Below are 25,988 nucleotides of genomic sequence, written 5' to 3'. Positions count from 1 at the left end.
GTGGAAGTCACGGACGTGGAGAAAGGGGTATAGATTGTGCGTGTGATTTTGACGGGTGGTGGAACAGGGGGGCATATCTATCCGGCCTTAGCCATTGCCAAAGGATTATTGGCGCGTGACGCTGAGACTCAAATTCTCTATGTGGGAATAAAGGATGGTATGGAAGCACGTTTAGTGCCAGAGGCTGGGATCGAGTTTGTGGGGGTTTCAGGAAAAGGGCTTCCACGCAGGTTAAGCCTCGATACGATAAAAGTATTAGGTAAAAGTCTAAAGGCCCTCTGGGAAACAAAGACTATTTTACGACAGTTCCATCCTGATCTAGTCATAGGAACTGGAGGATATGTATCAGGACCGGTTGTCTTGACAGCTTCGCTTTTCAATATTCCAACCTTGCTTCATGAACAGAACGCTTTACCTGGAATTACGAATCGAATCTTAGCAAGGTTTGTGCGCCGAGTAATGGTTACCTTTCCCGAGAGTATCTCACATTTTGGCGCATTGAAAAAGCTTGAACTTGTGGGGCTTCCAGTTCGTGCGGAAATAGGAAAGGTCACGCGAGAGGTAGGAGCTAAGAAATTCGGGTTACGCGCTGAGCGTTTGACCTTGCTAGTAACGGGTGGGAGCCGGGGTGCCCTTACCTTAAATAAGGCCATGATCACTGTCTTAGAGCATCTCGCCCAACGCACGGATATTCAGGTGATTTGGGCAACCGGTCAAATGACCTACTCCCAAACGATTGAAGAACTTCAAAGACGAGGAATTTCGTGGCGACGTCCTGGTTGGCGTGTCTTAGAATATTTGAGCGATATGCCTGAAGCCTTGGCTTGTGCTGACCTCTACATAGGTCGGGCAGGTGCAGCTTCTTTAGCGGAGCTGATGGTGGCTGGCATTCCCAGTGTTTTAATTCCATATCCTTATGCTGCAGAGAATCATCAAGAACATAATGCCCAAGCGCTCGTTCAGGCTGGTGCTGCGCAAATCATCTTAGACTCAGAGTGTAATGGAGAACGGTTATGGAAAGAAGTGGATGGTCTGATTTCTCAACCAAAGCTTCTCGCTACAATGGGAGCCGCTGCACGAAAGCTTGCGCAACCTCAAGCTCTAACTAAAATCGTAGATCTTTGTAGGGAAATTGCTTGGCACTGAGCGAAGCGCGAGGTTCGAAAGCCGAAATCTAAAATCGAACCTCGCGCATCGCGCATCGAACCTCGCGAACACTCACACCTTTTTACTCCGATGCATAGCATATGGCAGTAAACAAAGTAAAGGAGTGAGCGTGGTGTGGCCAAAACGTAAAATTCAACTGGTCGCTTCTTCTGCGGCTCCCGGAATTAACGGGGTACGGGCCGTGTTAAAAGGGATTCAGCTTGAATGCTCTGAGGTAGAACCATCTGCGGAGGATTTACTTGAAGCACCTTCGGAATGCTGGATCGAGAAACCTTTCCCAGAGATGTGCAAGTCTGGTGAATGGCAGCCTGTGACAGAATTGGCATATTGGCCAGAGGGGTTGGAGCATGATTCCTGGAGAAAACGGGCACTTGCCCAGGGGATAAATCAATTGCCTATACAATCCTTGATACATAATCTTCTGGAGGATGAACTAGTCTTATGGATTTCTGAACCGACGGTACTCATCGATGGACGTCCCTTGTTAGGACATATTTTAGAGAGGGCTGGGTTTGAACCGACGATACTTTGGCCGAGGGCAGATGGAGAATGGCAATGTGAGAGGAAACAAGGCTTACATTGGTTGATTCCAGAATCATGGTTGGAGGGACTTGTCGATAAAAGTAGATTAGGAAGAAGAGTGCAGCTTAGAGAAAATGAGCAAACGACTTGGGTAGTCCGCGAAACTCAGGTTGATTTTTATCGCTGTACGGGGAGCCATTGTTATCTAGGTCATTTGCCGCGTTGGCCAGAACCCTTAGAAGAGCAAATGGCGTGTCAGACTATAGCTTTGTGTCTTGATATGGGGGTTTCTTGGCTGGATATTAGGTTGGCTCTGGACACTCTTTGGAAGACCGCACGAAGGGATAACATGAGGTGGAAAATCAATGATTTTGGATGGAATAACGGGACGTGTGGAGAGAAAATATCCACTGAACCAATTGAGCACTTGGAGGATTGGTGGGCCCGCTGAGGTCGTATATTGGCCGGAGAATGCTAAGGATTTGTTAAGTGTCTGGAAACGTGCTAAGGAGGCTGAAGTTCCTGTTTGGTTGATCGGACGGGGATCTAATTTACTGTTGCCTGATGAAGGCCTTCCTGGAATAACGATGGTGACCACTGCATTGCGAGAGATTCATTGGGGTGATTACACTGTTCGAGTGGAAGCGGGGTATCCATTGGCTCGCTTGGCGCAAGAGGCCGGGGAACGAGGCTGGAGCGGTTTAGAGTTCGCACGGGGAATTCCCGGATCTATTGGCGGTGCAGTTATTATGAACGCCGGAGCCCATGGCTCTCAAATAGCTTCTCAAATCAGGAGTGTCACCGTACTGGAGATGGACGGTACGCTGAAAAAGTTAGAACGAGAAGAGCTTGAATTTGCTTACCGTTTTTGTTCTTTACGTAACCATGCTTGGGTGATTGAAGTCCAACTAGCATTTTCCAGAGGAGATCGGGAGCATATTTTAAAGACAATGAAAGAAAACTTAGTTAAGAGATCAGCTAATCAACCGCTCGAGAAACCTAATGCGGGAAGTGTTTTTCGTAATCCTCCGGGTGATTCAGCCGGCCGATTAATTGAAGCTGCAGGTTGGAAGGGTAAAAGTATGGGTGGTGCTCAGGTTTCTGAGAAACATGCAAATTTTATCGTCAATACCGGTGAGGCTAAGTCGAAAGATGTACTTGCTTTAATCGATGCTATTATGAAGGATGTTCGTAGCAAATTTGGAATCACTTTGCAAACAGAAGTAGAGAGTATTTCCACCAAAAATCTTGGAGTTGCAAAAGATATAGAGAATTGACACCTGTGAAAAGGAGGTTGGATTATGGCGATGGATCGGTATGTCATCACCGGAAAACAACGGTTAGAAGGAAATATCCGGGTAAGTGGAGCGAAAAACTCTTCCCTTCCCTTATTGGCAGCAACCCTTCTAGCTGATGGGTCGTCAGCCTTATTAGAAATACCGGATTTAGCGGATATTACTCATATGGTTGAGGTACTCGAGCATCTAGGATGCAAGGTTGTGCGCCAAAATGAGGCTTTACTTATTAATGCTGGGGCTTTAGAGTCCTGTGATGTCGATGAAGGACTCATGCGCAAAATGCGTGCTTCAAATTTGATTTTAGGTCCACTATTGGCTCGGTATGGGCGGGTAAAAATCTCTAGACCTGGTGGTTGTGCCATTGGCTCACGTCCTATGGATCAACATATTAAGGGGCTTCAACAACTTGGTGTAAGAGTAAAAGAAAAACATGGCTATATCGAAGCTTGGGCGGATCGATTACAGGGGGCAGATGTTTACTTGGATGTCCCAAGTGTAGGGGCTACCGAAAATATTATGATGGCGGCAGTCTTAGCAAAGGGTGTAACGTTGATTCGCAATGCGGCACGTGAACCGGAAATTGTCGACTTACAACTATTTTTAAATAAAATGGGAGCAAAAGTACGCGGAGCAGGAATGGATGTCTTGAGAATCGACGGGGTAGATGCGCTCCACCCTGCAGAACATGCCGTCATACCGGATCGGATCGAGGCGGGTACCCATATGATTGCTGCGGTCATGACCGAAGGAAATGTGCTGATCGAGAATGTAGTACCAGAACATCTGGAACCGGTAATCGCTAAATTACGCCAAGCAGGAGCCAGTATAACCCTGATGGATGAAGCAGTTCGTGTTCAACAACGGGGAAGAATTCAGAGTGTAGATCTTAAGACAATGCCCTATCCTGGATTTCCCACGGATATGCATCCCCAGTTTATGGCGTTGCTTTCTTGTGCGGAAGGAACTAGTATCATTACTGAGACGATCTTTGAAAATCGTTTTCAGCATGTCGATGAGTTACGGCGTATGGGAGCGCAAATAACGGTTGAGGGGAGAACGGCAGTGATTCGTGGGGTGGAAACTCTAGAAGGTGCTTTCGTTGAGGCTACTGACCTCCGAGCTGGAGCAGCCCTTTTCCTGGCAGCACTCGCGGCAGAGGAAGCTACAGTTCTTGAAAAGGTAGATTTTATTGATCGTGGGTATGAAAGGCTAGAAGAGAAATATTGCCAATTAGGAGCCAAGGTTGTGCGTGTCTAATTGGACCCAATCAACCGTCGAAGGTGTAAAAACGCACTTATGACATATTTTGTCAATAAAAGTCTCCTAAAAAAGCATGACAGAATAGGACTGTATTCGTTATACTGGGACAAGGAGGAAAGCTAAAATGCAACCCAAGAAAATGAATACGTCCTTTCTCTATGTCGCAGGTTTGACGATGTTGCTTGCACTGGGTATGGTGCTCTTTGTGCGCTCGGGTGCCTTTGCAGTTAAACATGTCATTGTGCAGGGACTGAGTGTGATTTCTGAAAATGATATCTTAAAATTATCGCATGGGATACAAGGACAAAACAGTTTGCTCTTCGATCAAAAGGCCTTAAGTCATAAAATTTCTTTACACCCGCTTGTTCAAAGCGTGCATTTCCAGCGGAAGCTTCCCAACACACTTATCATACAGGTGACAGAACGAACCCCGATTGCGTTGGTCGCGGTCCCGAACGGAGTCTTGGAGGTCGATAACGAAGGTATATTTCTAAGACGATTGGAAAGTTGGCCCAAAATAGATTATCCTGTTATTAGTGGAATAACTCTTTCCGACACGGTAGGACCAGGTCAAAGTCTAGCGAATCCTCTGCTCACAGCTGCGCTTCGCTTACTGGGACAAGCTCCCCCCGAATTGCTTTTACAGATAGGAGAGCTGCATGTCAATGAAATACAACAAATGACCTTGTTCTTAACTAGTGGAGTAGAAGTTCGATTGGGACAAGCTAATGATTGGATCGATAAATTAAAGGCCTTATATCAACTTATTAGCGACAATGGGTATACATCGATTCAACAAGGGGTACGATACATAGATTTTACTGCGGCAAAGCCAGTAATTGGCCGCTAAGTGAACTCGTTCAGCTAAAGCCGAACATCGGGACTTCGGTGACGAAAGCTTCCAGTGACGATAGTCTCCAGTGGAGAGTATCGCCGAAGCGCACGGCCCTTAACGAATGCTATCGCGCTGAGGATCGGTTTCGCCGAGCCGCCTATCCAAAAAGGAATTCTTCGCGGCGAAGGATGACTCTACCCCCACCGAAGCAGATTATGGAACACCCACTTATAGAAGTGGGTGTACGTGGATCAGGGAGGAAATGTAAAAATGTGGTTACCGCTCTTAGGCCTAGTATTAGGATTGGCGATCGGGTATGTCAGCCCGTTTTCAGTCCCGATTGAATATGCTAAATATTTATCCGTCGGAATCCTGGCAGCCTTGGATTCTGTTTTAGGAGGGATACGTTCTGCTCAAGAAGATCATTTTGATAGTGCCGTGTTCTTAACAGGATTTTTTAGTAATATGCTCCTTGCAGCCCTGTTAGCCTACGTGGGAGATCGTATCGGAGTGGATCTTTATTTAGCGGCTGTGGTGGCATTTGGTGTGCGTATATTCCAAAATTTGGGAAGCATTCGACGGCATCTTATAAAAAAGTAAAGTTCGTTTAGACCACTTTAGACTGAAAATAATTTATGGGAACTTTGTAAAAACTTTTTTTCAAATAGAGGGATAAAACATTAACATATAGAATTTGTATTAGTGTATGTAATTTATCTGAATGAATGTTTTATGTTAATGGGCATGTTCAACACCAAATTATTAGATTAGCAGTAGGGTAAGTTTAGGGCATCGTGGTTTTACAAATGCGGGTGCTTGGACGGCAAAGCCGAATATTAGAAACCTGATACTTTCCAAGGGATAGCAGGTTAGAATGAAGCGAGGGGGTTATAACCTAAATGCTGGAATTTGATACGGACTTAAACCAATTTGCAGAAATAAAGGTGATTGGTGTAGGTGGTGGTGGAAACAATGCGGTTAATCGTATGATTACCGCTGGATTACAAGGGGTGGATTTCGTAACAGTCAATACAGACTCACAAGCCTTACAGCTTTCCCGTGCTGGGCAAAAGGTACAAATCGGGATAAAGCTAACTAAAGGACTTGGGGCAGGCGCTAATCCGGAGATTGGAGCTAAAGCAGCGGAAGAAAGTCGCGAAGAACTCGCTAAGGTGCTCAAAGGGGCGGATATGGTCTTCGTTACTGCCGGGATGGGAGGCGGAACAGGTACTGGTGCGGCTCCTATTGTAGCAGAAGTGGCCAAAGAAATGGGTGCGTTGACGGTAGGCGTGGTCACACGGCCATTTACCTTTGAAGGCCGTAAGCGAGCTATGCAGGCTGAAAAAGGGATTGCTGAACTCAAAAGTAAAGTGGATACACTGATTACAATCCCGAATGATCGTTTACTGCAAGTAGTGGACAAGCATACAACGATTCATGAGGCGTTTCGGATTGCTGATGATGTCCTGAGGCAAGGGGTACAGGGTATTTCAGATTTAATCGCGGTTCCCGGACTGATTAATTTGGATTTCGCCGATGTTAAGACTATTATGTCAAATACAGGTTCTGCACTCATGGGTATTGGTCAGGCAACTGGAGAAAATCGTGCTGCAGATGCAGCTCGAAAAGCAATTTCCAGTCCCTTGCTAGAGACTTCGATTGAGGGAGCTAAAGGTGTGCTCCTGAACATTACAGGTGGTACTAACTTAACGCTCTTTGAAGTGAACGAAGCAGCTGGAATTATCGCGGAAGCAGCAGATCCTGAAGCCAATATTATTTTTGGAGCAGTCATTGATGAAAACCTTAAGGAAGAAATAAGGGTCACCGTGATTGCCACTGGATTTGACCAGCATTGGGCTGGATTTGGAGTAGCCCCAGGAAAAGTTCAGGAGAACATTATTAAAACAGTTTCCAAGGAAGGGGATCTCGATATCCCCGAGTTCCTAAGACGCCGACGTTAAGTAAAAAGTGAAGAAAACTTGGCTGGCGCCAAGCCTTGGCGCGGCGGCCGCCTTAGTTGCACTGATGCTTCCAGAAAGTATACAACTGAAAGTTATACTTTCTGACTAGTACAAACAAGCAAAGTATAAAACGAGATGCAATTATTCTGTAAAACGCGTAAGATTTACTTCACTTGGGACGCACTTTATAATTGCACCTCGTTTTTGTGTCGGAAGAAAGGAAGTGCGTCTTGTAGGTAAATAGGGGGTGAGTGAATATGGACGAAGAGATCATGGAAGTGCTCAATAAAATCCTTGAGAATCAAACAATAATGACAAAGAGATTAGATGTTGTAGAGGCTTTAAAGGAAGAAGTAAGGAATAACACAGTGAGCTTGGGAATACTGAAGGAAGATTTGCATAATAATAGTTTAATACTTGAGGCCGTTCAAACGAATATTAAAACTATTGTTGAAGTGCAACACAATCATATGGCCCAAAGTGAACGACGAGATGAAGAAATTATAAGGCATATTGGCGATAAAACTAGCCTATTAGAGAGCATCTTGAAGCGAGTCTCAGCAGATCTCGAGGATTTAAAAGAAGATAAGAAGTCCACTGACGAAGTACTAGGACGACACGAAGTGGCTATTAGAAGCCTTCGACGGAGGCATATCTAAAGCCCTGACAGCCAACAGCAAGAGGCTTCTTAAGCTACATCGTACAATAATTGATCATCGATAAACTCTCGTTAACCTGCAAAAGCGGTCAGATCATTCGGAAGATCTGACCGCTTTATTTATGATGTAATCCTGCTACCAATCAAACCGTTGAATAACACGGTGTAATTGAGACGAAGTTTTCGCTAATTCTGCAGAAATGGTGGCGATCTCCTGGGTCGAATCCATTTGCTGCTCTACAGTCGTTGCCGCTTGAGTTGCCCCTTCAGCAAATTGAGTAGCTATCGATGTAGCTTGCCTTTGAGCTTCGGCTAAGAGTTGACTCTGAGTTAGCAACCGATCGGCATTTTGGAGGTTTTCGTCGACTTTAATCGAGGTAGCATTAATCACTTCGTCTAGAGAGGTGATTGCTTTTCCAGCCTTTTCAATCACCTCTTTGCCATGATTAACCTCACCCATTCCTTGACTAATGTTTTCAACCGTTGTTTTAACCATCCCTTGAACATTAGAAATCAATTCCATAATTTGATGAGAGGAATGAGCTGAACTGTCCGCAAGCTTTCTGACTTCCTCTGCAACGACGGCGAACCCTCTGCCATGTTCTCCAGCCCGAGCGGCTTCGATGGCTGCATTTAAGGCCAATAGATTGGTTTGAGCGGAGATCCCATTGATAACTGAGATGATATCCCCGATCTTTTGTGCCTGCTCGGCTAAACCCAGAATCGAATGATGGGCTTGCTCGGTGACCTGATAAATAACGCCCATCTCCCGAATTGCTTCTTTGACCGCTAAGCTGCCATCATGACTCGTGGCTTTAGCGGATGTTGCTAAGGAAAGGACTTGCTGAGTACTGGTTAAGATACTTTGGGAAGCGGATTGGATTTCATCCACTTGTTTTTGGGACATCTTCATTCCTTGAATTTGTTCAGTAGCTCCTGCACTAAACTCTTCTAATGTGGCTGCTATTGTTTCTTGATTTTCCACTAAAGTGTGAGTATGGGTAGCTTGAGTTTGGCTCATATCCTGAACTCGCTCGGAAAAAGAAGCCAGATCCGTGATGATTGATTTCATGCCAAGAGAGACCTTGTTTACTTCATAAGATAAGTTACCCAATTCATCGTCTGTATGCGCTTTGGCCAGAATTTTCAGATTCCCCTTGGCGATCGCTTTAGTCACCTTAAAGGTTTCGTTAAGAGCAGTCTGGAATTTATTTTTTAGCCAGGCACTATAAAGAATCTGTACCCCCAGAGCGATCAGCGAAGAGATAATGGAAACTGTTGAAAAGGAGCTTAAAAAAACCCAGGCCCCACCGAGAAAAAGAAGGGGAAGTATTCCTGTAAACAACTGCTTGGTAAGTTGAAGTTTTTGAAGAGGAATACCTAAACGAACAGTATAAAGATGCTGTCCGTTGATGAAAATTGGACTTGCAGCGTCCAGTAAAACTTCCCCCGTATTACGATGGTAAATCTGGGTAATGGATTGAGTACACTGAGCCGCTTTGAGTTCAATCTCATTGTTAAAGTAAATACCTTCCCGTAAACGATTCGAGTGAACTATCGCCAGCCCGTTTAAGTCACAAAGCACTAAGAATTCATGGGCTCCGAGGTTGCGATCGATTGCTTCTCTGATGGGTTGATTAGCACTTGTTAAATCCTCATACTGATCTAAGATGCCCTGTAACTCTTTGGCGATGTGAGAAATGGTTTCTAAGCCACGTTTCTGCTGAGTAAAACTTACTTTTTGAGTTTTAGCCATGATCCTCTACCACCTTTATGTATTATGTACTAGGGAATGCGAAAATGTATGGAAGGAGATATGTGGAAAGAAGTACTACCACGCAAAAACACATAATATAAAAAAAGAAATTTTGTAATATTATGCAATTTACAATAACACGAGCTCGATATTTTTACAATAAGATTGTTTTATAAGCAATGCTCTAACCTCGAACATCCCTGTTCGAGTCTTGGCCAGCGCGCTCTTCTCGAACTTCCTTATTCGTGATTAGAGTGCCTAAGTGAAGGTGAGTTTGCATATCCTGTCGACCTATATGTTTCTCGGAGAAAAATCTACACCACTCGCATTGGTTTTCCTAAAAAATTCCATTTCGCCCCCCTGAAAGCGACAGGTTTTATTACCTTCTTTAGATATAATTTTTACAGAAGTGTTAGAGAGGGTGTACCAGATGGACGTAGCAGAGACTTATCTCGATCTGGATATTCTCATTAACGGGGGAATGGACACTCTACTTCTTATCCTGATTGGTCGGCTCATTCGTCTTCCAATCCGACCTTACAGAATCTTGGTTGCGACTATACTAGGTGAGATTCCAGTGGTTTTAGCCTGTTATTCTGTAGCTCCGTGGACCACATTAAGCAAATGGGTTGTCCCATTTCTTATGGTTGGGGTTGCTTTCCCAACCAGGAAATTGAAGGGAATTCTCAAAGCGCTGATAGGGTTTTGGCTTCTTTCTGCAGGACTTGGTGGATTTGTGTATGCCTTATGGGGGTGGGTTAATTTTGAGGATGGATTGGGTATTGAGCGCTTAACTCTGGTTTTAAGCAATTTGTGGATTCTTCCGTTAGCGGCAGTAATGTGGTGGTTATTACAGCTTGTTTGGCAGAAATGGCAGGACAGAAACTCCTTACTGGAGCAAATTATCTACGATTTGGAAATCAAGTTTGGCGGTGATAATCGTGACGTAGTGCGCATTAAAGCGTTAATGGACACTGGAAATCATTTGCGAGATCCAATGACTGGCCACCCGGTTATTCTACTTGAAGAGGAGGTCGCAGCAAGTGCGATGCCCGATAATTTAAGGGCATTTCTAAAGGTCCCTTGGCAAGATGTCGAAAACCCTCGGCCTTTAGTTTGGCAAAGCAATCCTGAGCTGGTAAAACAGATTGTTTTCATCCCCTTTCAAACAATTGATCGCCAAAGTTGGCTTCTTGGTATTAGACCTGAGCGCGTAACCTGTTACGACAAAAAGGAATCCCGACAAATCCAGGCAACCGTGGCACTCGTCAAACAAGTCTTAAGTTTCGAGGGTGAATATCAAGCGTTACTACACCCAGAACATGTTCAGAAAGGTGGAGATAGTTAGATGAAGTGGTGGAGTAATGTTCAAGATAGGGTTAGACGGCTTTGGTTCCTGCTTCTTCAGAAGGTCTGTGGGGTTAGTGGAATCTATTATGTTGGAAGCAGTGAAGCTCTCCCACCACCACTTAACTCGGATGAAGAAGGGGTCCTCTTGGAGCGACTGGAAATGGGAGACTTCTCTATCAGGGATATTTTAATCGAACGCAACCTTCGTCTTGTAGTTTATATTGCTCGGAAATTCGAAAATACTGGAATTGGAATTGAAGATCTTGTTTCAATTGGCACAATTGGACTCATTAAAGCGGTTAATACGTTTGATCCTCAAAAGAAAATAAAACTAGCAACTTACGCCTCGCGATGTATTGAAAATGAAATATTAATGTATCTAAGAAGAAACAATAAGACCCGTTCTGAAGTATCGTTTGATGAACCCTTAAATATTGATTGGGATGGCAACGAATTACTGTTATCCGATGTTTTGGGTACAGAGAATGACATTATCTCAAAACCCATCGAAGAGCAGGTTGATCGCCAATTGTTGCATTTAGCGATGGGTAGACTTACAAATCGAGAAAAAGTGATTATGGAATTAAGGTTTGGTTTAGATGATGGGGTAGAAAAGACTCAAAAAGAAGTAGCCGACCGCTTGGGGATTTCGCAGTCATATATTTCACGACTCGAGAAGAGGATTATTCGCAGATTGCGTAAAGAATTTTGCCGATTGGAATAACCTAAACTGTGTTAGGGTATACTTCCCAACAGAATTGGCTGGGAGGTGCTCTTAGATTGGCATTAAATAAAGTTGAGATTTGTGGAGTAAACACCTCGAAGTTGCCCGTGTTATCCAGCGTAAAAATGAAAGAGTTGTTTGTGATCTATCAAGCTGGAAATCGCAGCGCACGGGACAAACTTATCCATGGAAACCTCCGTCTTGTTCTCAGTGTGATTCAACGGTTTACGAATCGTGGAGAATATGTGGATGACCTTTTCCAAGTAGGCTGTATCGGATTGATGAAAGCGATTGACAATTTTGATCTTGGACAGAATGTTAAGTTCTCCACCTATGCGGTTCCCATGATTATCGGGGAAATTCGCCGTTATCTAAGAGATAACAATCCAATCCGGGTGAGTCGGTCTCTGCGAGATATTGCCTATAAGGCACTTCAAGTTCGTGACCAGTTGGTTAGTGAACGCTCTTGCGAACCAACTGTTGCTGAGATCGCCCATAAGCTTTCGCTGCCAAGAGAAGACGTTGTTTTTGCCTTAGATGCTATCCAGGAACCGATCTCGTTGTTTGAGCCCATCTATCATGACGGAGGAGATCCGATTTTTGTTATGGATCAAATAGGGGATGATAAACAGTCAGATACTGGCTGGGTAGAAGGGCTTGCCGTGCGGGAAGCTTTGCGACGCTTAAGTGAACGGGAAAAATTGATCTTATCTCTGCGCTTTTTTCAGGGTAAAACTCAGATGGAAGTCGCGGATGAGATCGGAATTTCTCAGGCTCAGGTTTCTCGCCTTGAGAAAGCCGCCATGGTACACATGCGCAAGTATGTTTGATGCGAGGCGCGAGGCGCGAGGTTCGATGCGCGATGCACTATGTACGATGTATCAAGCATCAAGCACCAAGCGCAATGCACGCTTAGTACGGTGTGTGCAGTATTTGAACTAACGCCTCGCTAAGTGCGTTGGCACAATATTCGGACGGACCTCGAGCCTCGACTAGGGCATGCGTAATGTGCGTGGAAGCGCTAGGCGCTATGCTTGATGCGCCAATTTCGAACCTCGCGCCTCGTGCCTCGAGCCTCGAGCCTCGAAATATGTGTCAAGTGTAGGCTATTTTGAAACGTTCCCTCATATGATGACATATACGATGCATGAGGAGTGAAGCTTGATGTGCGATATCGGTCTTCAGTCTTCGAACCTCGCGCCTCGCGCATCGAGCCTCGAATAGGGGGGATGTAACAATGCGTGTCTCAGATTTGCGAATATTGGATATTGTCAATGTTAAGGATGGACGAAGGCTTGGACCAATTAAGGACCTAGATCTGGATCTGGAACGGGGCGTTGTCAAAGGAATTGTTGTGCCGGGACCCTCGAAAAGCTGGGGACTCTTTGGTGGTGGCAAAACAGAAGATTACTTTATCCCATGGGATCGCGTAAAGAAGATTGGGGTTGATGTCATCTTAGTCGATGTCAATGATCTGCCTGAATTTAATATTGAAAACGAAGACCGTCGCTAGACCGTCGCAAACGTTACTTAGATTTGAAGCATAATTCGCTTGTTCTTTTCTAGAACAGGGGCTTTATGCTTGTTTACTTATTTAACATGCGAAAAGATATTTACACTTATTCATAGGTACAAGTATACTATGACTAGGACTTTTGGCAGGTTTGTTCTCAGGCATATTAAATGATATATTTGTACTAGTATGGATAATTTCTAAATGTTTCTATATATCAATCAAAGGAGTTAACGGATGAACTGGAAGTGGCTTCATGAAGGTAATTTAACCTACCTAACCCTGCCGAAATGGCAAGCAGAAGGAATAAATCTGGGTTTTTCGACTCGTGTTGGGGGAGCAGGCCAAGTTCCATACGATACTTTCAATTTAGGACTTCATGTGGGGGATGATCCTGTAGCGGTTCTGGAAAATCGAGGGCATTGGATAGGACATTGGAAAGTTTCTTGGTCAAGGGTTGTTGTGGGCGAACAAGTTCATGGCACGAATGTGTTATGGGTTAATGAGGAAGATGGAGGGCGTGGCGTTCGAGAATTAGAAACGGCGATTCCTGGAGTGGATGGATTATTGACACAGCAGACGCTTGGACTACTGGCTTTTTTTGCCGATTGTGTCCCTCTCTATTTCTATTACCCGGATCTTAAGGCAGTAGGAATTGCGCACGCTGGTTGGAAAGGCACGGCTCAAAAGATCGGACAGAAGGTAATAGAACGATTTGAAGAAGCGGGTGGGCAGACTGAAAATGCTTGGCTGGCGATCGGGCCGAGCATCGGTCCTTGCTGTTATTCAGTGGATGAGAGAGTTGCTGAGCAGTTTCGCTCGAATTACCACAAAACACCGTTTCTTCATCCGCAAGCAGACGGACATTACCTGCTTGACCTATGGGAGGCTAATCGAGCATCGTTCTTGGAAAAAGGGGTTCGCCCGGAGAACATAGATGTCGCTGACATCTGCACCGCAGACAATCCTGAATGGTTTTTTTCCCATCGTCGGGATGGCGCTCGGACAGGCCGGATGGCAGGATGGATCAGTATGCGAGGCGCGATGCACGATGCACGATGCACGAGAGATGCGGAATTTTCGAACTTCGCGCCTCGAGCCTCGAGCTTCGATATAGGGGGTTGAGTTAGGTGGCGACAATTTTAATGGTAGATGATGAGGAGCCAATTCAAGAACTGCTTAGATTTAATTTAGAAAAGGAAGGTTATCTAGTCCGTGTCGCAAAGGATGGGAAAGAGGCCTTAGATCGTGTGGCGAAGGAACAACCCGATCTGATTGTGCTTGATCTCATGTTGCCAGGAATGGATGGCTTAGAGGTATGCAGAAGGCTCAAACTAACTCCTAGCTTTCAACAAATACCGATCATTATGTTAACCGCTAAAGGAGAGGTCATTGATAAGGTGTTAGGACTTGAGCTAGGTGCAGATGATTATATGACAAAACCGTTCAGTCCCCGGGAATTAATAGCCCGCATTAAAGCTCGTTTGCGTCGTCTGAAGCCGAACGAAGAGGCGGATGATCGGATTATTCGAGGGGAATTACAGATCGACGTTAAGGGATTTCGTGTCCATGTGCGTGGACAGGAAACTGAGTTAACACCCAAAGAGTTCGAATTACTCCGCGTGCTTGTAGCTCATTCTGGTAAGGTATACTCTAGGGATGAACTTCTAGAACGGGTTTGGGGATATGAATATGACGGGGATACTCGGACGGTTGATGTCCACGTCCGCCACCTGCGTCTAAAAATTGAAAGGGATCCTTCCAATCCCGAGTATATTGAGACATTGCGCGGGATTGGCTACCGCTTTAAAGGATAAACAGAGATGAGTATTAAATGGCGATTAACCGGACTGTTTTTTGGAATGACAGCTCTTTCCTTGCTTTTGTTTTGGGTGGGGGAGAGCGTGAGGCTAGTTTCTGCCGAACAACGCAGTGATATAGGAGTAGTGTTTCTTGCCTTAGCTCTTCCCACGGGGGTAGTTTACTTCTACTCTAGCAAACTTTCTCGTCGCATGGAGAAACTTCACCTCGCCACGCAGCGAATAGCTAGAGGAGATTTTGAGGCCATCTATTTAACAGATTCAACGGATGAACTTCGACAATTTACAGTGGAACTAAACAACCTTTCCCGACACGTCGAGAAAATTGTACTAAACGGGACACAAGAAGCAAACAAAATGGAAGCGATTCTGGCGGGTATGCAAGAGGGTGTTGTGGCTGTAGATCACATAGGGCGAGTCGTTTTAGTGAATGCTGCTGCAGAGAAAATTTTTGAACGACGAGGAACGGATCGTGAGCTGGAGTATTTATTAGAGCTGACTTATGATTCGGAATTGGAACAACTAATTCGCAAGGTACTTTCGGGGCAGCCCCCTGCTACAAGAGAAACTCATATTGCTCAAAGAACGGTCCAAAGCCAGATTAGCCCAATTTTGAGCGAGCGAGGCCAACCACGTGGTGCGGTTATAGTAATCCATGATGTCACAGAACTGCGCCGACTTGAGCAAATGCGAACAGACTTTGTAGCTAATGTATCCCATGAATTAAGAACTCCGCTGACCTCCATTAAGGGCTTTGTAGAAACTCTGCTTGACGGTGCTGCTGATGACCCGTCCTTACGTGACCGATTTCTGAACATAATCCAAGCAGAAACCTTGCGTTTGCAGCGCCTTATCGAAGATCTGTTAACCTTGGCCCATTTTGAAGGACAAGAAAATCGGGCGAGTGTAAGTTCTGACAAAAGAGGCTATGTTCAAAATGCCTATGAAAAAATAAAACCTGTGATCCAAAGTTTTGCTGAGGCGAAAGGAATTAAAGTAGAGGTTATTCTTCCGGAAAATTTACCGCCTGTATTAATAGGAGAAGACTTACTGAGTCAGCTACTTTTAAACCTTTTAGAAAATGCCGTTAAATATACATCCGAGGGGCGTGTCTGGTTACATGCTCAAGTGGGGCTGAAAGAAATCCACCTTGAATTTGGAGATACGGGCTGTGGAATACCAGAGGATATTTTGCCACGGATCTTTGAGCGTTTCTATCGAGTCGATAAGGCTCGCTCACGTGAACAAGGAGGAACGGGACTGGGGCTAAGTATTGTAAAGCACATGGTAGAAGGCATTGGTGGTAAAATTAGCGTTGATTCTCAGCTGGGGCTCGGAACCGTTTTTACTTGTGATTTGCCAAGGGCTATATCGTAAGTTAATAGTTCGTAGTTCGCATCGAATATCGAACTAGCCAGGGAAGGCAAAAATGGAGGGCAAAAATGGAGGAGAAAAAAAGAAAGCAGATTTTCTGGTTTTGGAGTATAGTGCTCATCGTTTTGGCGGGTGGTGTCGTATGGTTATATCGTTCGAGTTTGACAGCGGGGTCTATAAAATATGCTGTAGCCGAAACGGGGACGATCACTCATGAACGGAAAGTGATGGCGACATTTGCCAATCAAGAAACGTTGGTGCTTGCTCCAATCTCTGGAAAGATCCAATATGTGGGCGAAGATGGGCAACGTTTCAGGCGTGGAGAGGCTGTAGCAACCATCCAAGCGGATGGCGCAGCCCCTGGAACTAAACGTGAGAATGCTCAAAACCAAATGATTCAGGCAGTGACGAGCGGGCTGTTTTTTCGCCAGAACGATGGTTTAGAATTAATTCTAACCAGTGAAAACCTTACTACGATGGATTTAGAGAAGTTATTGGCACAGACTGGCAACATGAAAACCTCGGCTGCTACGGTTCAAGCTGGGGAAGTCGTGGGAAAAATCGTCAATAATCTCATACCGACTAAGGCCTTTCTTGAACTCCCAAGTGCCGATCAACTCGAGGTGGGAAAGACGTTACGGATAACGACTGGAAATCAAACGGTCAACGTCAAGATTTTACGTAAATCTGATCAACCCAAAGGTGCAATTGTACAGTTTCCTCACTATGTCGATGGTTCAGTGGCCGATAGGCATCATGAAGTGACTTGGATCTATCGTCCAGCGGTCACGGGTGTTCTCATTCCGAAGAGTGCGCTGTGGACGAAAGGAGAGGAACTTGGAGTCTTTCTGGCGAGTGAGGGTGTTGTGCAATTTAAAAAGATCAAAGTCCTTGACCAGGATGAGGATCAAATCTGTATCGAAAATATCCCGAGTGGTATTCCTGTCGTGATAACCCCACGTGATGGATTAGAAGGATTAGTAGCCAACGTAAAAAATATCTAGGTTTGGGCTTCAAAAGCAGGGAAACTGCCAAAGAACGTAGAATTTACTGCGAAGGGGATTTTCTGATGTTGGTGAGTGATATAGAACAGCGCTTAGTCGAGGTCCGGCAAAGGATTGATGAAGCAATAGCGCGTGGTACAAGAGATCCCAGGACCATTCGATTATTAGTCGTGTCTAAGACCCAACCAGTTGCATGTATCGAGCAGGCTTATCGGGCTGGACAACGAGCATTTGCAGAGAATCGTGTCCAAGAATGGTTAGAGAAGGCTCCTCTTCTTCCCAATGATTGTGAATGGCATCTGGTGGGAAGGCTACAGACTAACAAGGTTAAATACTTAGATCAAAACGTTTCAATGATTCATTCACTGGACAGATTTCCTCTTTTGGAGGCTCTTAACGCACATGGAGCAGGTTGTGGTATTACTTGGTCGACCCTTGTCCAAGTTAATGTCGCCAAGGACCCTGCCAAGGCCGGCCTCGCGCCTGAGGAAGTTCCGGATTTTCTCAATTCTATTAGAGATTTTCCCTTTGTCCGAGTTCGTGGGTTCATGACCATTGGGGCATTGGAGGCTAGCATTGCTGAGACGCAAGAGTTTTTTCGACAGCTTCGGGATCTACGTGATACTTTACAATCTCGGAAATGGGATGGGGTTGAATTACGCGAGCTTTCAATGGGAATGAGTCAAGATTTTGAATTGGCTATAGAAGAAGGGGCAACCTTTGTTCGTGTAGGACGGCAGATCTTCGGTGAACGCGAATAATGCGTAGTGAACGTAAATAGAGAATAGTTATATAGAAAATAGTGTACCTGGAAAGGGAGGAATATTAAGTGGCTAAATTAATTGACAGGGTTATCGGTATTATGGGATTTGCAGATGAGGAACCAGAAGAAGATATTCTGGAAGAAAATGATCGAGAAAAGAATCTTCAAGAAGAGGTACGTACCAGCCGTAAAAATGCTCAGGTCGTAAGTATACACACTCAAAAGCAAATGCGTGTGGTGGTTATGGAACCAAATTCCTTTGAAGAAGCTCAAAATATTGCAGATCAATTGAAAAATCGCCGACCGGTTATCGTTAACCTCGAAAACGCAGAAAAAATGCTAGCAAAACGCATTGTGGATTTCATAAGTGGGACAACCTATGCCTTAAATGGTAACATGCAAAAAGTAGGAAACGGGATCTTTTTGTTTGTACCAAACAATGTCGATATTTCAGGTGAGATGCGCGATGAGCTGAAAGACAAAGGATTGTTTTGGACCAGCTCAAAATAAGGAGGGATTCTCATTTTGTTCATTGTGCAAATTATTAGTCAAGTAATTTCGATCCTCATATATGCAATTTTCGCAAGAGTAATATCGTCCTATCTTGGTCCCAAATGGTCGCCAGCCAATAATAAATTTGTTAATATAATTTACGACATCACTGACCCAATTATTAAGCCATTTCAACGTTTTCAGATTGGTAACGCTTCTATGGCAATTGATTTTTCCCCAATCTTTGCTATCATTGCTCTGAATATAATCCAGTGGCTTTTATATAAAATATTCTAGTATGAAACCAACAATAGATCGTAGGGGACTTAGATATTGGGATGAAAAAGAAACACGTCTAATAGCAGCCCATATCTTGGATCTAGGAGAAGCTGTTTATAATGGAGACGCTAAACAAGTTACACCTTTTTTAACCGGTGCCATGCTGGAATGGGCTGAAAGCGTGCTTAGAAAAGAACATCTCGCCTTTATGACTGAAGGGGGATTTCCAGAAGCAGAACGTGTTCGGATTCTCCTAGGTCCATGGGGAGAAGCTTTGAATTCAAAAGATGCTGACATCGCGCTGCTTTGGGTGCGTTCTCTAGATGCTCGAGCTCAACTGGAACATCGGCAGATCTTGGGTTCTCTGATGGCCCTAGGTTTTAAGAGGGATGTTTTGGGGGATATTCAAGCTGGACCAGATGGTTTTTATGTTGCTTCAACGACTGAGATCGCCCCGTTTATCATTAATCAATGGACCCAAGCAGGGCGTGAGAAGATTGAAGTTGCGCTCTTTAATGAGAAACCAGTAGTGAATGCTGACCAAGGTGAGGCGCGCCGTATTACTGTAAGTTCCGCGCGGCTTGATGCGGTGGTGGCCAATGCTTTTGGAACTTCTAGGGCAGTTGCTCAGGAATGGATTACTCAAGGCAAAGTAAGAAGAGATGGGGTTGTGGTCAGCAAAGCCGAGACGGAAGTACAGCCTGATGATATGATCTCTTGCCGAGGGTATGGGAGAATAAAGCTTTTGGAATGTTCCCAGACCCGCAAAGATAGGACAGCATGGCAAATCGTACTTTTTCGGTCACAACGGCATTAGGAGGGTAATCAATGCAAATAACTCCTCTTGATATTCGAAATAAAACGTTCCGCAAAGGGATTCGGGGTTATCAATGTGAGGAAGTAGAAAAGTATCTCGAAAGTGTTAGCGCAGAGTTCGAATCCGCGTATACCGAAAATTTCGAACTGAAAGAAAAATTAAAAGGGTTGGAAACGGAAGTCGGCCATTATCGTAAAATCGAGAATACCTTGCAACAGACTCTTGTTTTGGCTCAGCAAACAGCCGAAGAAGTGAAGGAAGTTGCGCGTCACGAGGCTGCACTCCTTCTTAGAGAAGCTGAACAAAAGAAGCTGAGCAAAGTGTCTGAAGCCCAAGAAAAGTGGGAAGAAATCCAAGAAGAAATTCAGGGACTTTCGAGAAAACGTGATTTATTACGGACTCAGCTTAAATCTTTTCTGTTGGCTCACCTAGATTTGGAAGCATTGCAGGAAAGAGATGAGGGTATCGCGTAAAGGTTCTGTTGGCATATGTTGCTAATCTGTCTGTATTCATGGTAAAATAATCTATAGATGATTTGAAGGAGAAGGATTATAAATCGATGTATACATTAATTAGTGAGATATCTCCAGATTTTCTCATTCAAGGGTTTGGACTGCATCAGGATGAGAATAAAATTTATGTCGGGAAATTAGGAGGACAAGAGCTCCAACTTGTACCTTCCGTCGATAATTTAGATTCACTAAAGGATACGAAGTTTTTTAGTGTTGGATTTGCAGAAGCAGACCATCATTTTCGCCCAGGAGATGTCTTGATGACTGGAAGTGATGATTTGCTGGATCGGGCGTTTTTAGCGATGGATGAAATTGAGCAACGTGCCGTAGTTGTCAGTTTAACGCCCTCTCAGGATGATAAGCATTTGCACTTTTCCAAAGATCAAATGGATCCCCTTGTTCAAGAATGGAAGAAACGAAAGATTTCCTTCCTGTGTTTGTGGATGGTGGATCCGATCGAGTCGGAAGGACGAGCCAAGCTGGTCACTATCTTGCGCAAAGTCATCGCTAAGGACTAATTTAATTTAACAAGCGTTAATCTTGGAAAACACAGTGAAAAGGACAGTTTTTGTCAAAGGTTTTCCCAAAGCGAGCGGGAAATGGTGTAAGCCCGTGGAGTCTGACAGAAAGATCACCTTGGAGTGTAGGGCTGAAATCTAAGTAAGTTTCTTACGGTTTGTCACCGTTAACTGACTTCCGAGTGGCTAGTTTTGGCGACAAGGGTGGTACTGCGAGTGATCTCGTCCCTTTTTAAGAGGGACGAGATTTTTAACTATTTAAGTCAGAGGTAATTCCTTGAATTACCCTAGATCGTGCATCGTAATTAAGGAGGAAATTTCAAAATGGATTATCGTACTACTCTCAATTTGCCGGAAACGGATTTCCCAATGAGGGGAAATCTCCCTAAAAGGGAACCGGAGATCCTGAAATCATGGGAAGAGGATCATCTATATCAAAAGGTGCAGAAGGCACGTGCAGGACGTCCTAAATACATCCTTCATGACGGTCCGCCTTATGCTAATGGGGATATTCATCTTGGACATGCGATCAACAAGGTATTGAAAGATATCGTCGTTAAATATAAGACGATGATGGGTTTTGATGCCCCCTATGTTCCTGGCTGGGATACCCATGGTCTTCCTATCGAACAACAAGTGATCAAGAAACTGGGCGTGAATCGTCACGCTGTCTCTGTGTTAGAATTTCGTAAGAACTGTAAGGACTATGCCGAAAAATATGTGGGGATTCAGCGTGAACAGTTTAAGCGACTCGGAGTACGAGGGGATTGGGAAAATCCTTACCTCACCTTACAAAAGGAGTATGAGGCCGCGCAAATCGGAGTCTTTGGAGACATGACCCATAAAGGGTACATTTACAAAGGTTTGAAGCCAGTCTACTGGTGTCCTTCCTGTGAAACAGCTCTGGCTGAAGCTGAAATCGAATATGCCGATAAGCCGGCTACTGCTATTTATGTCAAATTTGCTGTACGAGATGGGTTAGGTGTCCTTAATCAGGAAAATTCGTATGTCGTAATTTGGACCACGACCCCTTGGACGCTTCCAGCAAATCTGGCTATCAGCGTTCATCCAGAGTTAACCTATGCGGTTGTCTCCGCACAGCAAGAACATTGGATCGTTGCTGAGGGTATGCTGGACTCCTTGCGTTCACTGTGGAAGATGGAACTTCCAGTTGAGCAGACCCTCTCTGGCAAAGAACTTGAGGGCGTTATTTGTAAAAACCCCTTGATTGATCGTGACTCTGTGTTGATTTGCGGAGAACATGTTACCTTAGAAGCTGGAACAGGATGTGTTCATACAGCGCCAGGTCATGGAGAAGATGACTTTCTGGTGGGCAAGAAATATGGATTACCCGTCCTATGTCCAGTTGACCATCAAGGGAAATTCACTTCGGAAGCCGGGGTCTATGCTGGTCAAAAAACTGGCAAAGCCAATCCAGTCATTGTGGAAGATCTCAAGAATACTGATAATCTCGTCATTGAGGAGACGATTGAACATAGTTACCCTCACTGTTGGCGTTGCAAGAGCCCGATTATTTTCCGAGCGACAGAACAATGGTTTGCATCTATAGATGGATTTAGACAAGCAACGTTAGATGAGATCGAGAAGGTACGCTGGATTCCTGCTTGGGGTAAGGATCGAATCTTTAACATGATTGCCGATCGTGGAGATTGGTGTATTTCTCGGCAAAGGACTTGGGGAGTTCCAATTCCCATCTTCTATTGTGAGGATTGTGGAAAGGTGTTAGTCAATAACCACACGATCTCGTTTCTGCAGAAGATATTCCGTCAAGAAGGGTCAGACGCTTGGTTTGCACATTCTGCTACGGAATTGTTACCGGAAGGGTTTACCTGTGATTGTGGTGGAACTAAATTTCGCAAAGAGACCGATATTATGGACGTCTGGTTTGATTCCGGTACGAGTCATGCTGGGGTCTTAAAACAACGGGATCATCTAGCTTGGCCTGCGGATCTCTATTTAGAAGGTTCGGATCAGCATCGGGGCTGGTTCAATTCCTCATTATCTACGGCAGTGGCCGCTTTCGGTCAAGCACCTTACCGCAACGTGCTGACACATGGCTTTGTTGTCGATGAGCAAGGGCGTAAGATGTCCAAATCACTGGGCAATGGTGTAGACCCGCTTAAGGTCGTTCAAGAATTGGGTGCAGATATTTTACGTTTATGGGTTAGTTCAGTCGATTATAAAAATGATGTCGCTGCTTCTCCTCGGATTATGAAGCAAATGTCCGAAGCCTATCGGAAGATTCGTAACACCCTTCGTTTCTTATTGAGCAATCTCAATGACTTTGATCCTGCGAAAGATAAAGTTTCCTATCAGGAACTTCAGGAACTTGACCGTTGGGCTCTGCTTAAGCTCTCTAAAGTGGTTGAACGCGTACTTCAGGGTTATGAAACCTATGAATTTCACTGGGTCTACCATACAATTCATAATTTCTGCACGGTTGAATTAAGTGCCATTTACTTGGACATTGTTAAAGATAGACTCTATGTAGAAGGAAAAACATCCCTTCTTCGTCGTTCCGCGCAGACAGTACTATTCGAAGTGCTTGATTCTCTGGTACGTCTCTTAGCGCCGGTTTTGTCGTTTATAACGGAAGAAATCTGGCCATATATTCCTGGAGAAAAGACCCTGGAAAATATCCAAATGGCAGAAATGCCGAAAGTGAATGCTGAGTGGATGAATGTAACGATGGTGGATACTTGGGACCAAATCTTAGCCTTGCGGACCGACGTCTCTAAAGCATTGGAAATGGCGCGTCAAGAAAAATTGATCAATCACCCATTAACCGCTCAGGTGGACCTTTACCCGACGGAGGAACAGTATGGTTTCCTACAGCAAGTTCCTAATCTTGCGGAAATTTTCATTGTTTCGGGTTTAACAGTGCATAAACCCAAGGAGAATAGACCGGAAAACGTACAACTAGCAGAAGTTCACGAGGGTTTAGGGATTTTGGTGCAACCGGCTAACGGAGAAAAATGTGAGCGTTGCTGGATGTTCCATGAGGAAGTCGGAAAGGATTCTGATCATCCGACCATTTGCCCGCGTTGTAGTACGGTGGTCAAAAGTCTTTAATTCCTTCAGCAATAAAATCCCAGTAGACATAATAGGCGAAATAGCATATTATATTGAATAATAAGTTTAATAACCGAATGAGACTAGCGGGAGAGATCTGATAAATCCAGGCGCCGAAGGAGAAATCCCTTAAAAATCGCTTTTTTAAGGAGCAAACTCTCAGGCAAAAGTACTGCTAGTTGACGGGACTCTGGAGAGTTTCTCATAAAGAGAACACCAAAGGGGAAGCTGGAAACGGCGAATCTCTCAGGTTTAAAGGACAGAGGAAGTGCGATACGCACTTCCTCTGTCCTTTTTTATGGAGTTTTTGGTATCATTTTCACGGGTGATATCAGTTACTAAGTGACACAATATGAGAGATACCTAATGAGCTTTCAGAGCGATGATTCCGACTGTCTGTCGGTACCAGAAAGCGTCACAGTTTTTAAAAAATCCAATCTGATCAAAGAAGGAGGAGGTGTTCTACATGGTTGAAGCAAAACGTACCCCACTATATGAAGAACATACGGCAGGGAAGGCCAAACTGATCGACTTTGGCGGGTGGGAAATGCCTGTCCAGTATGCAGGTGTGATAGAAGAACACCACGCAGTACGGACAAAGGCAGGTCTCTTTGATGTCTCACATATGGGAGAGATTGATGTTCGAGGCAAAGAGGCACTGGCATTTGTTCAAATGTTGATTACTAATGACGCCAGTAAGCTAGAAGATGGGAAAATTCTTTATTCCCCAATGTGTTACCAAAACGGCGGCATTGTTGACGATTTGCTCGTTTATCGCTATAATCTGGAGCACTTTTTTCTAGTCGTCAATGCTTCAAATGCGGATAAGGATTTTGCCTGGATTAAGGAACAAGCCGAAAAGTTTGAGGTTGTCGTTGAGAACGTTTCAGAACAATATGCACAACTCGCCTTGCAAGGACCTTTAGCTGAAACGATTTTGCAACGTATCACCAAGGCTGATTTAGCACAGATTAGATATTATAGCTTCCTTCATGAAGAAGTTGATGGGGCACCCTGTCTTATTTCTCGCACAGGCTATACTGGAGAAGATGGATTTGAGATCTATGTTGCACCAGAATATGGTCGTCAATTATGGAGGAAAATATTAGAAACTGGCGCCTCTGAAGGGGTACAACCGATTGGCTTGGGAGCCCGTGACACACTGCGCTTCGAAGCTCGACTCCCGTTATATGGCAATGAATTAGGAGCTGATATAACTCCGCTAGAAGCAGGTCTGGGTATTTTCGTCAAACTCGATAAAGCAACGTTTATTGGCCGCGAGGTGCTCCTTGCTCAAAAGGAAAATGGAGTTCCGCGCAAGCTTGTTGGCCTAGAAATGATTGAACGAGGAATTGCCCGCTCGCATTATCCACTCCAAAAAAATGGTCAAGAAATTGGCTTTGTCACCTCAGGTTCATTTTCTCCAACTCTTAACAAAAATATTGCTTTGGGTCTGGTTCGTGCAGATCTGGCCATTCAAGGTGAAACTTTAGACGTTATGATTCGGGGAAAGGCTGTGCAAGCTAAAATTATTCCGTCCTTGTTTTATAAACGTGGCATGTAATCGAGGCACGATGCACGAAGTACGATGCTCGAGGTTCGAATGGAAATTCAAATATTTGAATTGTGCGTTTGCTAGTTTTAATTCGATATTGAGGCTCTCTCTGACATAGGGGAATCATCCGGGTTAGACGATTTGAGATTTTGCCGAGGTATTAAGTTCGAGGCACGGAGTTCGAATATCTAAATATCAGTATTGTAAAATTGTTCTCGGAATAAGGGACTTACTACGTATGGATAAAGCCCTTGTAGTGTGCATAGGGACGAACGGATGTTTATTTAACCTTAGGGTAAGATAACCAAAAATATGAGGAGGATGATCGTATGAATCCAGTTGAATTGAAGTATAACAAAGAACATGAGTATGCTAGAGTGGAAGGAAATGTTGTGACCTTTGGGATCACGGACCACGCACAGGATAGTCTAGGGGATGTAGTGTTTGTTGAGCTTCCTGATGAAGGCTCGACGGTCACTGTAGGAAAGTCCTATGGGACGGTGGAATCTGTCAAAGCAGTTTCCGATATTACTGCCTCAGTTAGTGGAAAAGTCGTTGAAGTCAACACCTTGGTTATGGATACCCCGGAACTGTTAAACAGTGATCCGTATGGAGAAGGCTGGCTAATTAAAGTTGAAGCCGATGATGTATCTCCTCTAGATAGCCTGATGTCGGCTGAGGAATACGAAGCGTATGTAGCACAGGAGGAACATTAGA

Annotated in this window: 26 protein-coding genes, 2 riboswitches and 1 other annotated feature; of the genes, 25 read left to right on the top strand and 1 reads right to left on the bottom strand. The window is 44.5% G+C overall.

The window, feature by feature from the left end; all coding sequences use genetic code 11:
- Positions 1 to 36 precede the first annotated feature (36 nt).
- The 8 genes from murG to ACYQ3Q_RS05955 all read left to right on the top strand — a co-directional run bounded on the left by murG (position 37) and on the right by ACYQ3Q_RS05955 (position 7,702).
- The gene (murG, locus tag ACYQ3Q_RS05990; RefSeq protein ID WP_459927706.1) at positions 37 to 1,146 is read left to right on the top strand and encodes an undecaprenyldiphospho-muramoylpentapeptide beta-N-acetylglucosaminyltransferase; all 1,110 of its coding nucleotides are present in this window, start codon (positions 37 to 39) and stop codon (positions 1,144 to 1,146) included.
- A gap of 133 nt (positions 1,147 to 1,279) precedes the next feature.
- Positions 1,280 to 2,140, top strand: a complete 861-nt coding sequence (locus ACYQ3Q_RS05985; RefSeq protein ID WP_459927705.1) for a hypothetical protein — start codon at positions 1,280 to 1,282, stop codon at positions 2,138 to 2,140.
- Positions 2,055 to 2,966, top strand: a complete 912-nt coding sequence (gene murB / locus ACYQ3Q_RS05980) for a UDP-N-acetylmuramate dehydrogenase (RefSeq protein ID WP_459927704.1) — start codon at positions 2,055 to 2,057, stop codon at positions 2,964 to 2,966. Before ACYQ3Q_RS05985 ends, murB begins: the two co-directional genes overlap by 86 nt.
- Before the next feature lie 24 nt (positions 2,967 to 2,990).
- Positions 2,991 to 4,244, top strand: coding sequence for a UDP-N-acetylglucosamine 1-carboxyvinyltransferase (murA, locus tag ACYQ3Q_RS05975; protein ID WP_459927703.1), 1,254 nt, complete (start codon positions 2,991 to 2,993; stop codon positions 4,242 to 4,244).
- Positions 4,245 to 4,371: 127 nt separating this feature from the next.
- Positions 4,372 to 5,097, top strand: a complete 726-nt coding sequence (locus ACYQ3Q_RS05970; protein ID WP_459927702.1) for a cell division protein FtsQ/DivIB — start codon at positions 4,372 to 4,374, stop codon at positions 5,095 to 5,097.
- A 255-nt stretch (positions 5,098 to 5,352) separates the two neighbouring features.
- Positions 5,353 to 5,682, top strand: a complete 330-nt coding sequence (locus ACYQ3Q_RS05965) for a small basic family protein (RefSeq protein ID WP_034145548.1) — start codon at positions 5,353 to 5,355, stop codon at positions 5,680 to 5,682.
- Between the two features lie 299 nt (positions 5,683 to 5,981).
- Positions 5,982 to 7,043 (top strand): cell division protein FtsZ, encoded by a 1,062-nt coding sequence (gene ftsZ, locus ACYQ3Q_RS05960; protein ID WP_459927701.1) that lies wholly within the window; start codon positions 5,982 to 5,984, stop codon positions 7,041 to 7,043.
- A 257-nt stretch (positions 7,044 to 7,300) separates the two neighbouring features.
- Positions 7,301 to 7,702, top strand: coding sequence for a hypothetical protein (locus ACYQ3Q_RS05955; protein ID WP_459927700.1), 402 nt, complete (start codon positions 7,301 to 7,303; stop codon positions 7,700 to 7,702).
- Between the two features lie 135 nt (positions 7,703 to 7,837).
- On the opposite strand, the gene ACYQ3Q_RS05950 is transcribed toward ACYQ3Q_RS05955, so the two are convergent.
- A complete protein-coding gene (locus ACYQ3Q_RS05950; protein WP_459927699.1) occupies positions 7,838 to 9,457 on the bottom strand; it encodes a methyl-accepting chemotaxis protein in 1,620 nt (539 codons plus the stop codon).
- Between the two features lie 430 nt (positions 9,458 to 9,887).
- Here ACYQ3Q_RS05950 and ACYQ3Q_RS05945 point away from each other — a divergent pair, with 430 nt between their 5' ends.
- The 17 genes from ACYQ3Q_RS05945 (at position 9,888) to gcvH (ending at position 25,987) form a co-directional block, all read left to right on the top strand.
- Entirely contained in the window at positions 9,888 to 10,805 is a 918-nt protein-coding gene (locus ACYQ3Q_RS05945; protein WP_459927698.1) for a sigma-E processing peptidase SpoIIGA, read from the top strand.
- Positions 10,806 to 11,531, top strand: a complete 726-nt coding sequence (gene sigE / locus ACYQ3Q_RS05940; RefSeq protein WP_034145552.1) for an RNA polymerase sporulation sigma factor SigE — start codon at positions 10,806 to 10,808, stop codon at positions 11,529 to 11,531.
- A gap of 56 nt (positions 11,532 to 11,587) precedes the next feature.
- A complete protein-coding gene (gene sigG, locus ACYQ3Q_RS05935) occupies positions 11,588 to 12,361 on the top strand; it encodes an RNA polymerase sporulation sigma factor SigG (RefSeq protein ID WP_034145553.1) in 774 nt (257 codons plus the stop codon).
- Positions 12,362 to 12,768: 407 nt separating this feature from the next.
- On the top strand, positions 12,769 to 13,044 hold the full coding sequence (locus ACYQ3Q_RS05930; RefSeq protein WP_459927697.1) for a YlmC/YmxH family sporulation protein: 276 nt from the start codon (positions 12,769 to 12,771) through the stop codon (positions 13,042 to 13,044).
- Between the two features lie 237 nt (positions 13,045 to 13,281).
- A complete protein-coding gene (gene pgeF, locus ACYQ3Q_RS05925; protein ID WP_459927696.1) occupies positions 13,282 to 14,169 on the top strand; it encodes a peptidoglycan editing factor PgeF in 888 nt (295 codons plus the stop codon).
- A gap of 5 nt (positions 14,170 to 14,174) precedes the next feature.
- The gene (locus tag ACYQ3Q_RS05920; protein ID WP_459927695.1) at positions 14,175 to 14,861 is read left to right on the top strand and encodes a response regulator; all 687 of its coding nucleotides are present in this window, start codon (positions 14,175 to 14,177) and stop codon (positions 14,859 to 14,861) included.
- A 6-nt stretch (positions 14,862 to 14,867) separates the two neighbouring features.
- The gene (locus tag ACYQ3Q_RS05915; protein WP_459927694.1) at positions 14,868 to 16,241 is read left to right on the top strand and encodes a sensor histidine kinase; all 1,374 of its coding nucleotides are present in this window, start codon (positions 14,868 to 14,870) and stop codon (positions 16,239 to 16,241) included.
- Between the two features lie 65 nt (positions 16,242 to 16,306).
- Entirely contained in the window at positions 16,307 to 17,242 is a 936-nt protein-coding gene (locus tag ACYQ3Q_RS05910; protein ID WP_459927693.1) for a biotin/lipoyl attachment domain-containing protein, read from the top strand.
- A 65-nt stretch (positions 17,243 to 17,307) separates the two neighbouring features.
- Positions 17,308 to 18,003, top strand: a complete 696-nt coding sequence (locus ACYQ3Q_RS05905) for a YggS family pyridoxal phosphate-dependent enzyme (protein ID WP_459927692.1) — start codon at positions 17,308 to 17,310, stop codon at positions 18,001 to 18,003.
- 68 nt (positions 18,004 to 18,071) lie between these two features.
- The gene (locus ACYQ3Q_RS05900; RefSeq protein ID WP_459927691.1) at positions 18,072 to 18,515 is read left to right on the top strand and encodes a cell division protein SepF; all 444 of its coding nucleotides are present in this window, start codon (positions 18,072 to 18,074) and stop codon (positions 18,513 to 18,515) included.
- A 24-nt stretch (positions 18,516 to 18,539) separates the two neighbouring features.
- A complete protein-coding gene (locus ACYQ3Q_RS05895) occupies positions 18,540 to 18,794 on the top strand; it encodes a YggT family protein (RefSeq protein WP_459927951.1) in 255 nt (84 codons plus the stop codon).
- A 1-nt stretch (position 18,795) separates the two neighbouring features.
- A complete protein-coding gene (locus ACYQ3Q_RS05890) occupies positions 18,796 to 19,593 on the top strand; it encodes a YlmH family RNA-binding protein (RefSeq protein ID WP_459927690.1) in 798 nt (265 codons plus the stop codon).
- Between the two features lie 11 nt (positions 19,594 to 19,604).
- The gene (locus ACYQ3Q_RS05885) at positions 19,605 to 20,066 is read left to right on the top strand and encodes a DivIVA domain-containing protein (RefSeq protein WP_459927689.1); all 462 of its coding nucleotides are present in this window, start codon (positions 19,605 to 19,607) and stop codon (positions 20,064 to 20,066) included.
- Between the two features lie 86 nt (positions 20,067 to 20,152).
- Positions 20,153 to 20,623 carry a hypothetical protein gene (locus ACYQ3Q_RS05880; RefSeq protein WP_459927688.1) on the top strand — a complete coding sequence of 157 codons (471 nt, stop codon included), beginning with the start codon at positions 20,153 to 20,155 and terminating at the stop codon, positions 20,621 to 20,623.
- 25 nt (positions 20,624 to 20,648) lie between these two features.
- Positions 20,649 to 20,856, top strand: a binding site (T-box leader).
- Positions 20,857 to 20,947: 91 nt separating this feature from the next.
- Positions 20,948 to 23,716, top strand: a complete 2,769-nt coding sequence (ileS, locus tag ACYQ3Q_RS05875) for an isoleucine--tRNA ligase (protein WP_459927687.1) — start codon at positions 20,948 to 20,950, stop codon at positions 23,714 to 23,716.
- Between the two features lie 77 nt (positions 23,717 to 23,793).
- Positions 23,794 to 23,901, top strand: a riboswitch (glycine riboswitch).
- Between the two features lie 3 nt (positions 23,902 to 23,904).
- Positions 23,905 to 23,981, top strand: a riboswitch (glycine riboswitch).
- A 201-nt stretch (positions 23,982 to 24,182) separates the two neighbouring features.
- Positions 24,183 to 25,280 (top strand): glycine cleavage system aminomethyltransferase GcvT, encoded by a 1,098-nt coding sequence (gene gcvT, locus ACYQ3Q_RS05870; RefSeq protein ID WP_459927686.1) that lies wholly within the window; start codon positions 24,183 to 24,185, stop codon positions 25,278 to 25,280.
- Between the two features lie 320 nt (positions 25,281 to 25,600).
- A complete protein-coding gene (gene gcvH / locus ACYQ3Q_RS05865) occupies positions 25,601 to 25,987 on the top strand; it encodes a glycine cleavage system protein GcvH (RefSeq protein WP_459927685.1) in 387 nt (128 codons plus the stop codon).
- The last annotated feature ends 1 nt before the right edge of the window (position 25,988 follow it).

The organism is Desulfosporosinus burensis (assembly GCF_054657535.1).
Note: the sequence above shows the minus strand (reverse complement) of the source record. Positions and strands in the feature narration are given on the sequence as shown.

Excerpts from the sequence above, each read along its gene's own strand:
- ftsZ (WP_459927701.1), top strand. The coding sequence starts at position 5,982 with ATGCTGGAATTTGATACGGACTTAAACCAATTTGCAGAAATAAAGGTG.
- murA (WP_459927703.1), top strand. The coding sequence starts at position 2,991 with ATGGCGATGGATCGGTATGTCATCACCGGAAAACAACGGTTAGAAGGA.
- ACYQ3Q_RS05905 (WP_459927692.1), top strand. The coding sequence starts at position 17,308 with ATGTTGGTGAGTGATATAGAACAGCGCTTAGTCGAGGTCCGGCAAAGG.
- ACYQ3Q_RS05885 (WP_459927689.1), top strand. The coding sequence starts at position 19,605 with ATGCAAATAACTCCTCTTGATATTCGAAATAAAACGTTCCGCAAAGGG.
- pgeF (WP_459927696.1), top strand. The coding sequence starts at position 13,282 with ATGAACTGGAAGTGGCTTCATGAAGGTAATTTAACCTACCTAACCCTG.
- gcvT (WP_459927686.1), top strand. The coding sequence starts at position 24,183 with ATGGTTGAAGCAAAACGTACCCCACTATATGAAGAACATACGGCAGGG.
- ACYQ3Q_RS05970 (WP_459927702.1), top strand. The coding sequence starts at position 4,372 with ATGCAACCCAAGAAAATGAATACGTCCTTTCTCTATGTCGCAGGTTTG.
- ACYQ3Q_RS05950 (WP_459927699.1), bottom strand. The coding sequence starts at position 9,457 with ATGGCTAAAACTCAAAAAGTAAGTTTTACTCAGCAGAAACGTGGCTTA.
- ACYQ3Q_RS05945 (WP_459927698.1), top strand. The coding sequence starts at position 9,888 with ATGGACGTAGCAGAGACTTATCTCGATCTGGATATTCTCATTAACGGG.
- ACYQ3Q_RS05955 (WP_459927700.1), top strand. The coding sequence starts at position 7,301 with ATGGACGAAGAGATCATGGAAGTGCTCAATAAAATCCTTGAGAATCAA.
- murB (WP_459927704.1), top strand. The coding sequence starts at position 2,055 with ATGATTTTGGATGGAATAACGGGACGTGTGGAGAGAAAATATCCACTG.
- sigE (WP_034145552.1), top strand. The coding sequence starts at position 10,806 with ATGAAGTGGTGGAGTAATGTTCAAGATAGGGTTAGACGGCTTTGGTTC.
- ACYQ3Q_RS05930 (WP_459927697.1), top strand. The coding sequence starts at position 12,769 with ATGCGTGTCTCAGATTTGCGAATATTGGATATTGTCAATGTTAAGGAT.
- ACYQ3Q_RS05890 (WP_459927690.1), top strand. The coding sequence starts at position 18,796 with ATGAAACCAACAATAGATCGTAGGGGACTTAGATATTGGGATGAAAAA.
- ACYQ3Q_RS05915 (WP_459927694.1), top strand. The coding sequence starts at position 14,868 with ATGAGTATTAAATGGCGATTAACCGGACTGTTTTTTGGAATGACAGCT.
- ACYQ3Q_RS05880 (WP_459927688.1), top strand. The coding sequence starts at position 20,153 with ATGTATACATTAATTAGTGAGATATCTCCAGATTTTCTCATTCAAGGG.
- ACYQ3Q_RS05965 (WP_034145548.1), top strand. The coding sequence starts at position 5,353 with ATGTGGTTACCGCTCTTAGGCCTAGTATTAGGATTGGCGATCGGGTAT.
- gcvH (WP_459927685.1), top strand. The coding sequence starts at position 25,601 with ATGAATCCAGTTGAATTGAAGTATAACAAAGAACATGAGTATGCTAGA.
- ACYQ3Q_RS05910 (WP_459927693.1), top strand. The coding sequence starts at position 16,307 with ATGGAGGAGAAAAAAAGAAAGCAGATTTTCTGGTTTTGGAGTATAGTG.
- ileS (WP_459927687.1), top strand. The coding sequence starts at position 20,948 with ATGGATTATCGTACTACTCTCAATTTGCCGGAAACGGATTTCCCAATG.